This is a genomic window from Pseudomonas sp. RL_5y_Pfl2_73 (genome assembly GCF_963970515.1).
Taxonomy (GTDB): Bacteria; Pseudomonadota; Gammaproteobacteria; order Pseudomonadales; family Pseudomonadaceae; genus Aquipseudomonas.
On the sequence record NZ_CAXAPD010000024.1, the window covers coordinates 1 to 11856 of the forward strand.

The 11856-nt window shown below is 62.1% G+C and carries 11 protein-coding genes; 1 reads left to right on the forward strand and 10 read right to left on the reverse strand.

What is annotated here, in order from left to right; translation table 11 throughout:
- Positions 1-374: 374 nt before the first annotated feature.
- From AACY42_RS21145 to AACY42_RS21190, 10 genes are all read right to left on the reverse strand, one after another.
- Positions 375-1316 (reverse strand): helix-turn-helix domain-containing protein, encoded by a 942-nt coding sequence (locus tag AACY42_RS21145; RefSeq protein ID WP_339482056.1) that lies wholly within the window; start codon positions 1314-1316, stop codon positions 375-377.
- A 237-nt stretch (positions 1317-1553) separates the two neighbouring features.
- Positions 1554-2318, reverse strand: a complete 765-nt coding sequence (locus tag AACY42_RS21150) for a 2-keto-4-pentenoate hydratase (protein WP_339482058.1) — start codon at positions 2316-2318, stop codon at positions 1554-1556.
- On the reverse strand, positions 2315-3922 hold the full coding sequence (locus AACY42_RS21155) for a bifunctional 3-(3-hydroxy-phenyl)propionate/3-hydroxycinnamic acid hydroxylase (protein WP_339482060.1): 1608 nt from the start codon (positions 3920-3922) through the stop codon (positions 2315-2317). The genes AACY42_RS21150 and AACY42_RS21155 overlap by 4 nt, the downstream gene beginning before the upstream one ends.
- Positions 3923-3924: 2 nt before the next feature.
- Complete coding sequence (locus AACY42_RS21160) at positions 3925-4788, reverse strand: alpha/beta fold hydrolase (RefSeq protein WP_339482061.1); 864 nt, start codon at positions 4786-4788, stop codon at positions 3925-3927.
- 27 nt (positions 4789-4815) lie between these two features.
- Positions 4816-5418 (reverse strand): amino acid synthesis family protein, encoded by a 603-nt coding sequence (locus AACY42_RS21165; RefSeq protein ID WP_339482062.1) that lies wholly within the window; start codon positions 5416-5418, stop codon positions 4816-4818.
- Between the two features lie 13 nt (positions 5419-5431).
- Complete coding sequence (locus tag AACY42_RS21170) at positions 5432-5881, reverse strand: VOC family protein (RefSeq protein ID WP_339482063.1); 450 nt, start codon at positions 5879-5881, stop codon at positions 5432-5434.
- Between the two features lie 11 nt (positions 5882-5892).
- A complete protein-coding gene (locus AACY42_RS21175; protein WP_339482064.1) occupies positions 5893-6933 on the reverse strand; it encodes a YCF48-related protein in 1041 nt (346 codons plus the stop codon).
- Positions 6934-6945: 12 nt separating this feature from the next.
- Positions 6946-7740: an SDR family NAD(P)-dependent oxidoreductase gene (locus tag AACY42_RS21180; protein WP_339482066.1), complete on the reverse strand. Its 795-nt coding sequence runs from the start codon at positions 7738-7740 to the stop codon at positions 6946-6948.
- Between the two features lie 26 nt (positions 7741-7766).
- Positions 7767-9257 (reverse strand): aldehyde dehydrogenase family protein, encoded by a 1491-nt coding sequence (locus tag AACY42_RS21185; protein WP_339482067.1) that lies wholly within the window; start codon positions 9255-9257, stop codon positions 7767-7769.
- 10 nt (positions 9258-9267) lie between these two features.
- Positions 9268-10809 carry an acetolactate synthase large subunit gene (locus tag AACY42_RS21190; RefSeq protein WP_053187581.1) on the reverse strand — a complete coding sequence of 514 codons (1542 nt, stop codon included), beginning with the start codon at positions 10807-10809 and terminating at the stop codon, positions 9268-9270.
- Positions 10810-11084: 275 nt separating this feature from the next.
- Here AACY42_RS21190 and AACY42_RS21195 point away from each other — a divergent pair, with 275 nt between their 5' ends.
- Positions 11085-11837, forward strand: a complete 753-nt coding sequence (locus AACY42_RS21195; protein ID WP_339482069.1) for an IclR family transcriptional regulator — start codon at positions 11085-11087, stop codon at positions 11835-11837.
- Positions 11838-11856 lie beyond the last annotated feature (19 nt).

An 11856-nucleotide genomic window follows, 5' to 3' on the forward strand; every position in this document is an offset into this window, starting at 1 on the left:
CCGCTACCGCATGGTGCTCAAGGCCCCCGATGGGCTGGGCTTGACCTGGCACCTGCGCACCGAACTGGACGCCGGGCCGATGGCGTTGCTCAGGCTACGAGGGTTTACGTTGCCGGGGCAGGTATTTCTTGAGGGGCGTATTGCGGCGGGGGGATAGCCGCGCAACCTGAACCGCCTGACTATTGATGGATCTGAGCACGGATTGTTCGATGCACGAAACGGCGGTGCGGGCCGATGTAGAGCTGTCAGGCGTGAGGTTGCTCCGAGTTGTGGAATGAGGGGGTTGGTGAGCGTTTATGGAATAAATCCCCTCGCCACAGATTCGCCTGCGTTCTTAAGTGAACAGCAGCGCTAACACCGCAAACAGTCGCCCATCAGGCCGGCGCCCTAGGCGTATCTGAGGGTGACTCGCCAAACAGCGCCCGGTAATGGGCCGCAAAATGACTCAGGTGGAAAAACCCCATCGCCACGGCGATCTCACTGACGTTCAGTGCCGCCGCATGGGTCGTGATCAGACGCCGGCGCACGGCATTGAGCCGCAGGTTGCGCAGGTACTCCACCGGACGCATCCCGGTGACCGCCTGGAAACTGTTCTGTAGGGTCCTGCGGCTCACCCGCAATTGCTCGCACAAATCGAGGATGCTCAAGGGCACCTCTGCACTGGCGACGACCAGCTCCTGGCAGCGCTTGACCAAATAGGCACTGACGGCAAAATTGCCGCGCCGGCCACGCACCTCGTCCGAAGCGTGACTGAACAGGTCGAGAAAGGCGTTGAGCAGAACGTCCTCGAGGATTTTTTCCGAGGCTGGATTGACCGCGTCCGTCTGTTCCAAAAGGTGACGAAACAATGGGTGAATCATTTGTTGCACGCGGCGCAGCACCGCCTCATCCACGCTGACCTGGGACACGCTTTTCAAACGATTGAGCTGTTCGCTCGACAGTTCGTAGGCCGCCAGCTTGGCGAACCGTACCGTGTCGACATTCGCCGCGAAAAAATGCGTGCCTTCCGGGGCGTGCAAGACGAAGTCCTCGCCATCGCGCAACAGCACGACGCTGTGGGCGCCCACTTGGTGCCCCTGGACCACTGGCGCACCGCCCAGCGACATGGCAATGCACAAGCGCCCTTTTGGCGCGCTACCGCGCTGCACCACCCGTTTATCCAGCACCTCCTGGAATATCTGGAAACGTTCGGCGCACACCTGCCGCAGCTCGCTGGAAAGGCAGCCACGCCCGAGTTGGTCATAGACCTGTTGCCAGCCCAGGATCGAACCGGCGTGTTGCTGAGGATCATTGAAGGTACGGACTTCGGCGAACATGATCATTGTTCCTCGGTGACACTGTGCTTATTGCCCGGTGCTGTATAGGAGCTGTGCCAGACGCTGTGCCGATGCTGTGTCGGACGCTGTGTAGGAGCTGCCGAGTGCAACGAGGCTGCGATCTTTCCCCAGACACTTGAATCTCAAGCGAAAGAAAAAAGATCAAAAGATCAAAAGATCAAAAGATCAAAAGATCAAAAGATCGCAGCCTTCGGCAGCTCCTACAGTGAACCGTGCTTATTGCCGGAAAACCAAAGCCAGTTCCATGCCAAGCATGTACAACCGGTACTCAGCGGCCTTGATCTCCAAGGGCGCCAATAAAGACCCGGACAGCACCACCTGGCCTGCTTCAACGCACTGCCCATCGGCCAGCAACCTGCGGACCAACCAGCACAGGTTGGCCTGGGGTGTGTCCTCGCGCGCCTGGGCATTGCCCTCGCCGCAAGGCACCCCGTCGCACTCCAGGCGATAGTTCACGTGGGGCAGTTGCTCGGGATGGAACCTGACCCGCGAACCCAGGCAATACAGCCCCGCCGCGGCATTGTCGGCAAGAAACGCCCCAACGCCGAAACGCCAGCCCTGCCAGCGACAATCGGCCATTTCGAACGCCGGCGCGACCTCGGACACGGCGGCCAGAATGTCATCATCGCTGTAGAAACCTGGCAGCAACGTACGCCCCAGAACAAACGCCAGCTCGATTTCCAGCTTGGGTTGAATCAGCCGGGCAAGCGACACGGAACGGCCAGGTTCCACGGCCATGGCATCGGTCAGTGCGCCCAACACCGGTTCATCAATACCGAAACGGTCCTGGGCGGGGCGGCCGGCGAAGGCCACTTTCCATCCGGTCAACTGCTCACCAGCGGCCTGGCGTCGGCGTAATGCCTCGCGCTGCAAGGTGTAGCCCGCCGGCAGGTCAACGGCCTGTGGCTCCAACGAAGGCAAGGCGTGTACGGCCTGCGCGGCATCCTGAAGCCGGACCAGGAAATCATCTTCGCGCCTCATGAGAGTTGCTCCGCCAATTTGCGCAAGACGCCTTCGAGCCGCTCAGGTGTGGTGATCGCGGCGACGAACCGATCCGGCCGCACCACCACTACGCAGTCACGCACCTTGGCAAACCATTCGCCCAAGCGGTTATCGACATCCTCGACGCAAATGGCGCCATTGGCGGACAAGGGTTGGTTACGCCCCACGCCACTGCGCGAGCGATTGATCTGGATGAAACGCGTCTCCCAGCGCGCCCACCAAGCGGCGGTTTGCTCGCTGAGCTGTTCGCTCGGATTGACCCGATACCCCAGCACCGCATAGGAATGCCCCAGCACATCGTCCAGGCGCCGGCGCTGACCCTGGGCGTCCTCGACAGATGGCTGGATGAACAATTGCCCGACCAGATCATCCTCATGCAGCTCGGCGCGCTCGTGATGAACCAGGCCTTTGGTGATGGTTGCCTTGGGTTTGAACTTGAACTCCAGCAAGTGCGAGCGCAGGTTGTCGACGCTGTTGACGGCCTGGAACAACCAGTCCCGCACACCGGCCATCAGCGGGTTGGTCAGCCCCAGCACTGCGCCCATGTTGTCGGCCAACGCGATGAGATCGGTGGCATGCCCGCGGCGCTCCTGGTCGTAACTGGCAAGAATCGCCGGCGACGCCCGCCCTTGGAGGATCGCGGCAAGCTTCCAGGTGACGTTGGCGACATCACGCAGGCCCGAATTGAGCCCCTGCCCGGCCCAGGGCGGGGAAATATGCGCCGCATCCCCCACCAATGCCACACGGCCCTGGACAAAGCGCGCCGCGACCCGAGAGTTATGGGTGTAGGCGCGGATCCGGATGATTTCCAGTTGATCGACCGCATCGCCGATATGCCCACGAATCAAGTCCCGGATCGTCGCTTCTTCGCACATCCGGCTCTCGTCTTCACCCTCCAGGAGCATGAACTCCCAGCGCCGTTGCTGATACGGCAGGTAAATGCACACGAAAGGTCGCTGAGGGTCGGCATGCAGGGCTGTATACGGTGCATCCAGGGTGTCGTTGGCCGTGTCGATCACCACCCATTTGCGCGGATGGGTCAACCCCAGCAGTTCGATGCCGAGTTTCTTGCGCACGCTGGAACGTCCGCCATCGGCGCCGATCACGTACTGCGCCTGCAATTGATACAGCTCACCCTGGGCATCGCGCACCTGCAAGGTCACGCCCTCGGCATCCTGCTCAAGATCGAGCATTTCATGGCCCTGGCGCAACTCGACACTGGCGTGCTTGCCCAGTTGCTCGCGCAATGTCGTTTCCAGCAACTGTTGCATGAAGATGTTGCGCATCGGCCAACCATAGTGGGCCGTGCTCGGCTTGACCTCGGCAAAACACACGCCTCGCGCATTGTAGTAACGCAGGGGCACGTTGCAGATCATGTCACGCGCGGCCAGTTCAGCGATGCCGATGCCCTGCAACACCCGCAGCGCTTCGTCATCCATGCCCACGGCGCGGGGATACGGCAGGACGCCGTCAGCCAACTCGAGGACGATGCAGTCGATGCCGTACAGCCCCATGTAATGAGCGGCCGTGATTCCGTTGGGGCCACCGCCCACGATGACAACCTGGGTTTTCTCCTGCTTCATCGCTATTCACCGCTTTGTTGTTGTGGTTGTAGGCACTGGTCATACAGATAGTCCATGACGACAAGGTTGAACATTTCGCTCTGGTCATCATGGACGTAATGGCTGGCGTCGGCGATTTCCTCTGTGCGCACCCACTTATTGGCCTGCTTGATCGACTCAAGGATCGCCAACGGCAGGAAATCGGAACGGGCGCCACGAATGAACAGCGTCGGGCAATCCAGTGCCCGTACCGCCGGCCACAAGTCTGTCGGGGCAATACTCAGGCGCGCCTGGGCGATACCTTGCTGGTCGTGACGCCATTCGATTCCAGCCAGGGTTTCCTTCATGGAATACATCAACCTGGAAGCCAGCCCCTCCTGAGAGAGGCCAGGTCGCGCTTGCAGCCAGAACTGGGCGGCGCTCTCCCAGTCAGGAAACAACAACGGTGTCTGGCTCATCTCGCGCCGAATGCGCTCGGCGCCATCACCGCTGACCGAAGAACCAGGGCCGATGTCCTCGATCACCAGCGCTTGCAGTCGTCCCGGATTGAGCCGCGCATACTCCAGTGCATTGGTGCCACCGAGGGAATGCCCCACCAGGACGAAACGCTGCAACCCCAAATGCGCCACCAGATCTTCAAGGTCATTGACGTAGGCCTCGGTCCGATAGCTGGAGGCATCCGCCCAGTCACTGTAGCCACGACCGCGCTGGTCAAGGGCATAGCAGCAGTAGCGCTCGCCCAGTGCATTGGCCAAACCATCCCAGGTCTGGGCATAGGAGCGCAGCCCGTGCAGCAGCACCACCGCAATGCCCGACGGGTTGCCCCACGACAAATAGTGCAGGCGCATCTGCGAGCGATTGATGAAGAACTGGCTGTTTGCAGACATTCGTTTGCTTCCCACGATCAGCGCACCTCAATACAAGCCGTCATTGCCCTTGACGTCGGCAGCCTTGAGGCCACCCAGCCGTGCATGCAAACGCCCGCGCGTGGCGAAGGCCCAGATGATGATCAACTCGTCGGCGGCTGGACCGTCACCGAACGACAGGGAAATGCTGTCGTAGTGCGAACGGACATACAGCGCATCCTTGTGGGCCAGCGGCACATCGATGGTCACGCCAGGCCCGCCACGCTTGCCGGTGGAAGGCACCCAGGACTTGCCGCCGCCCAAGACGACGCGGATCGGATCCGCCGCCGGGTTGGTCAACAGTGCATTGCCATGCTCGTACTCGCCCTGACTGCCCACCAGGCACGCCTTGCCGTAGCTGACGATTTCGCGCTGGCCGGCCATTACCCGGATACGCCGACCAAACTCCTGGCCCAGCAAGGGTGACGGCTCTACCAGCTCGGCCAGGCTTTCGCTGAAACGGCCGGCATAAGGGTTGGCGATCACGGCGCCAATGGCGTACTTGAACAGCGGCTCACCATCGGCCAACTGGCCCGTTTCGTTGGCCAGGGTTTCCTCGACGAAGCTATACCATTTGCGGATGTGGTAACTGGCGAAATTTGCGGTTTTCATAAGAGCAGTCTCTTCAAAGTGGGTCGAGATCGAAATGTCGGCTAGGCGCTCCAGCGGCGCTGAAACGCGCCTTGCCACGCGCATCGTCGTGTTCGGTCTCGAGGAAAAATTCCATGCGATTGCCGTCGGGGTCGTTGAAGTACACACCGTTGCCGATCTCGTGGTCGGTGATTTTCACCACCTCGACGCCCTTGCTCAGCAACATGCCGTAGAGCTGGCGCAGGGTGGTCATGTCGCCGGCGATTTCCAGCCCGTAGTGCTGCAAGCCCAGCCCGCCCTGGTGGGCCCCGGGTGCTGCGCGGAGCAACGCGATGTCGTGATGCTTGGCACCGAAGGCCATCATGATCCAGCTTTCACCCCGGGCGCTTTCATGCATGCCCAGCACGTCGGCGTACCAACGCGCCGACACTTCAGGGTCGCTCACGGATAGCGACAGGTGAGTACGAACGACTTCGACTTTCATCGCGCGGTCCCTCAGTTTTTCTTGATGATGGATTGATGCCCGGACTTGATCTGCGCCACGGCGGGCGTCCAGAGCACATCAGCGATTTCACTGAATTCACGCCACTGCTTCTGCCAGCCGTCACCGCCATTTTCGGAGGTGAACAGATGCCCATATTTGGTACCGGCGACGATCTGGCGAGGGTCGGCGGGGTTCAAGGCAATCGCCCAGACACAGGAGTTGGGCTGTTGTGGCAGCGGCAGCACTTCCCAACTGAGGGCGGCATTGCGCGAGACCAGCACCTTGCTGGTCGTACCAGGGGTACCGTCGGAGATACTCAGGTAAAGCGTATCCTCGCTGCCCAACGGTGCATTCATGGCACGCACGTAGTACAGGCCGAAGGCTTCCCGGGCGACGATGCCGGTCCAGGTCTGCCCCTCGTCAAGGCTGCGGTAAACGGCGTTGACGCACACCACCACGATGACCTTTTGCCCATGGTTGGGCAGGACCACGATGTTGTGCACGTCCGAGTTGTAGTCCCACAGCAAGCGATCGTCGACACGGGTCCAGCTATCGCCACCGTCACGGCTGTGGAACAACCCGCCCTCCTCCAGGCCGAACCAGAGCTGGTTGCGATCCGTCGGGTCGTAGGCGAAGGCCAGCAAACGCGGACGACTGACGCCGTCGCAGAACTCCGGGATCTCCACCGGGGCACGTTCCCAGTTCTGGCCACCGTCGAGGGTGCGCCACAGCACCGCGCGCGACGGAGCACCCGTACCGACGAAAATGCGCTGTGCATCCTGAGGATCCACGGCCACCTTCCAGACGGTTTGCCCATTGAATGGCGAATCCAACCGCTGCCAATGACCTCCGGTATCAAGGCTGATGCACAGGCCGACGTCGGTGCCGGCGTAGATCACCTCAGGCGTCCCCGGATGGAAACTCAGGGAGCGGGTGATCGCGTCGAATTCCAGGTCCTGGCCCAGGCCCAGTCGATGCCAGGTACGCCCATCGTCGGCGCTGCGGATCACCGCTTGCCCTACGGTGGCGACCAAAAGGGTTCCGTTACTCATCACTGCTGCTCCTCAAATGAAGATGCCGCGGGTCAAGCCGCCGTCGATGCCAATGGATTCCCCGGTCACCGCACCGGCTTTGGGGGATGCGAGGAAGCCGATCAGCCAGCCCATTTCAATAGGCGCCAAGGTGCGCCGGATCGGCGTCGCGTCGATGTAGCCCTGCTCCACCTGCTCGGGCGTCTTGCCCTGCTTGATCCCTTCGCGCTCGTAGAGCTCCTGGATGTGCGGGGTGTCCACAACGCCGGGGTGGATCAGATTGACCGTGATGCCGGAGGGGCCGAGTTGGTCGGAAAGCGTCTTGGTCATGTGGGCGATGGCCAGGTTGCGCATACCCGAGAGGACCTTGCTGCCACGCCCGGTCAGGCCACCGATATTGATGATGCGACCGAAGCCACCGGCCTTCATGTGCGGCGTCACGGCCTTGGCGCAACGGAAATAGCCGATCACTTTGGTGTTGAGGTCCGAGAGCAATTCGTCGTCGCCGGCATGCTCGATGTCGTTGCGCACCACACCGGACGGTGCGGCGGCGCCGTTGACCAGGATGTCGATGCGACCAAAGTGCTTGTGGGCCGCCTCCACCATGTCGGACACCGCCGACATCTGGTTGGTGTCACAGAACAGCGGCAGCACCTCGTTGCCGGTCTCTGCGGTGATTTCCTCGGCGGCTTGCTGGAGGTATTCCATGCGCCGCGCGCAGATCACCACCTTGCAACCTTCCTGGGACAGAAAGCGCGCGACTTCCTTGCCGATGCCCATGCCACCGCCGGTGACGATTGCCACGCGGCCTTGTAATTCCAGATCCATAGCAGTTCCTCTTGTGATTGTTCGGCTCAGGCGAGATCGACGAAGACACTTTTGGTTTCGGTGTAGGCATCGATCACGTTCTTACTCATTTCCCGGCCCCAGCCGGATTGCTTGTAGCCACCGAATGGCGAGGCCGGGTCGACGACGTTCCAGCAGTTGATCCACACCGAGCCGGCCTTCAACTGCGCCGCCACGCGATGGGCGGAGCGCAAGTCACGGGTCCAGAGACCGGCCGCCAGGCCATAGGGCGAGTCGTTGGCGCGCAGCACCAGTTCATCGATTTCGGTCCAGCTCATGACGGTCAGCACCGGGCCGAAGATTTCTTCCCGGGCGACACAGGCACGCTCGGCGCGGTCGAGAAACACGCTGGGGCGGATGAAGTGGCCGTGCTCCAGGTGGGCCGGCCGATCACCGCCGCAGATCAGCTCGGCGCCTTCTTCCTGGCCCCGTTGCAGGTAGCCACGCACCGTGCCCAATTGCCGGGCCGAGACCAGCGGGCCCATGCTGCTGGCCGGATCCAGGCCGGGCCCCAACACATGGGCGGCCGCGTGGCGCTGGAGTTCTTCAAGCACCTGATCGAGAACGCTGGCGTGCACGTAGAGACGCGATCCGGCGGTGCATACCTGCCCCTGGTTGTAGAAAATGCCGTCGGCGGCGCCTTTGGCGGCACGGACGATATCGGCGTCCGGCAGGATGATGTTGGGGGACTTGCCACCCAGCTCCAGCGAGACCTTCTTCATATTGCCGGTGGCCGCCTGGGCGATCAGTCGCCCCACCTGAGTCGAACCGGTGAAGGCGATCTTGTCCACGTCCGGGTGCTGGGCCAGCGGTGCGCCGGTATGCACGCCGAGGCCGGTGAGCAGGTTGACCACACCAGCCGGGAAACCGGCGGCCTCGATCAACTGCACCAGGCGAATCGCCACCAGGGGCGTCTGCTCGGCGGGCTTGAGCACCGCGACGCAACCGGTCGCCAGCGCCGGGCCAAGCTTCCACACGCACATGGTCAGCGGGAAGTTCCACGGCACGATCAAGGCGCAGACGCCCACCGGCTCGCGCAAGGTGTAGTTGAGCATCGGGGCGCCGCTGGAGGGCGAGACCGGCAGCGTGCTGCCTTCGATCTTGGTCGGCCAGCCGGCGAAGTAACGAATGATATTGGCCGCACTGGCTGCTTCGCCCCGGGCCGCGCCGATCGGCTTGCCGTTTTCCAGGGTGATCAGTTGCGCCAACTCTTCGCGATGCTGGTCGAGCAGCTCCGCCAGGCGAAACAGCAACAACCCGCGCTGGGCCGGTGACTGCTGCGCCCAAGGCCCGGTGAAGGCCGCGCGGGCGGCAGCGACGGCGGCATCGACGTCGCGCTCGCCACCTTCGGCGACTTGCGCCAGGGTGTGTTCAGTGGCCGGGTTTTCCACGGCAAACCGACGGCCATCGGCGGCGTCCTGCCAAGTGCCACCGATAAACAGCCGACCCGGTTGCGACAGGAACTTCTCGACGGCAGGTAACAATTGAATCGGGTTCATATCCGCTCCTTCACAGTGCCATTTCAATCAGGCAAGGGCCGCCATCGGCCTTGGCGTTGGCCAGGGCGCGCTGCAACTCACCGTTGGTGTGCACGGTGCTGGCCGGCAAGCCGTAGCCTTTGGCCAGAGCCTTCCAATCGATGCGTGGCCGGTCCAGTACCGTCAGGCTCAGGGCCTCGGGGCCCAGGTCGGTCATGCCGAAGCGGCGCAGCTCGTTCTGCAAAATGGCGTAGCGATGGTTGGCCGCGATCAGGATCACCACCGGCAGTTGCTCGCGGGCGATACTCCACAAGGTCTGGATGGTGTACTGGGCGCTGCCGTCCGATTGCAGGCAGAACACGCGGTTGCCGCGCTCGGCCATGGCGGCGCCAAAACCCACCGGGATGCCCTGGCCGATGGCCCCACCGGTGTTGGTCAAGACCCGATGCCGTGCGGCATGGGCCGAAGCGGTGAAGAATGGATAGCCGCACGTCCCGCCTTCCACCGAAACGATGCAGTCGTCCGGCAGCGACGCAGCCAGCACCTGACCCACGGACTGCGGGGTCAACGTAGCTTCGCTTGGCGGCAGCTCGATACCGGTTGGCGTTGGCACATAAGCCGGCGCTTCAAGCGCATCGGCAAGCGCCGTGAGTGCGCCGGCAACATCGTCCCCTACTTCCGCCAGGCAGAGCAGGCGTTCACGTTCGGCCAGGCGAGAAGCGATGCCTTCGTAGCCGAAATAACTGATCGGCTCCGGCACGCCGGCGCACACCACCGCGTCGTACTGGTCAAGGATCTCAATGGCGACTTCGGGGAAGTACGGCAGGCGATCCAGGTCAGGCAAACCACCGCCGCGATAACTCAGGCGCGGAAAGGTTTCGGCGAACAGGCGCACGCCCGGCAGTTGCGCCAGGCGCCCCGCCGCTTCGAGCCCGGCGACCGACAAGCCTTGGTCGCCGACGATAAACACCAGGCGCCGACCATCACGCAGGGCCTGGGCGACCGCCTCGATCCGGTCACCGGCAAAACGCCGAACCGGGGCCTGCAATGCGGTGAAGGCTTTCTCGTGCTGCACCGTGTTGGCTTGCAGGTCCATCGGCAGAATCAGGCTGGCGATCTGGCCGTTGGCCTGCCAGGCGGCACGCACCGCCTCCTGGAAATCTTCACCAACGCCCGATGCCGTGCGCGAGGTACGTACCCACTTGGAAACACTGCCGGCCAACGCCTGGATATCACTGGCCAACGGCGGATCGTAATTGACGTGCCAGGACGCGTGATCACCGATGACGTTGACGATCGGGGTGTTGGCGCGACGCGCGTTGTGCAGGTTGGCAATGCCATTGGCAAAGCCTGGCCCCAGGTGAGTGAGGGTCATCGCCGGCTTGCCGGCAATCCGGCCATAGCCGTCCGCAGCACCGGTGCACACCCCTTCGAACAAGGACAACACCGGCTTGAGGGCTGGCGCACTGGCCATGGCTGCCACCAGGGGAATTTCAGTCGTTCCGGGATTGGCGAAGCAGTATTCGATACCGCTCGCCACCGCCGCTTTCACTATCAGTTGCGCACCATTCATTTCCAGCCCTCTTGATCGAGCGTTTGCAGTGGCTGAGATTTATCACATAGAAGAATCCTCCACTCAAGCATTTTTTACACATAAAAGCTCTTATTTTGAGATTTATGCAGAATTACCACGGGAATAAGGCCATCAATCCGTTTGTTTTTCTCAAGCACTGGCGTATCGTGGCAACGCCCTGTCCGCCTAACGAGCGGGCTTTCCATCATCGGCGCACCTACCTATAGTGCTCACCCAAACGACCACCTACGCGCCATTCCCCCTTTAGGAGCGAAATGAGCAGTCTGAGCAAAATGCTGAGTGTGCTGGACCTGTTCGGCCCGGCCACGCTGAAGATCGACCCCGACACCATCGCCGAACGCATGGGCCTGTCACGGGCGACGGTGTACCGCTACGTCAAGGATTTGTGTGATGCGGGCCTGCTGGTCCGGGTGGATGCCGGCAGCTACGGCCTGGGGCCACGCATCATCGAGCTCGACTGGATGATGCGCCAATACGACCCAATCCTCGTGGCGGGCCGCGAGTTGATGCACCAGCTGTCCGAAGCCACTGGCCTGGCGGTGTTCGCCAGCGTTTTCTATGACGGCCACATCATCAACACCTACATCGCCGAACCCGATAACACCTACCAGTTCGCATTCGGTCGTGGCCAGCCGCTGCCGTTTTTTCGCGGTGCGCAATCCAAGGTGTTGATCGCCTTCCAAAAGGGACGGCGCCTGCAACGCCTGTTCGAAGAACACATGGCCAAGGACCCCGACAACGGCTATGACTGGGCAAGCTTTTCCAAAGCGGCGAAAAAGATCCGCAAGGACGGCTATTGCCTGACCCACGATGAACTCAATCTGGGGCTCACCGGTATCGCGGCGCCGATCATCAACCCCGGGCTCGACGAGGTGGTAGGCAGCCTTTCAGCCGTCGGCAGCACCGACAGCTTCAAACTGCTGCGCCAGGAAACCGTGATTGAAATGGTGATGGACACCACCCGGCGGATTGCCGAGAGAATGCAGAATCCGCCTGCCATCGGCTAGAAACCGGAGGTGCGGCCTT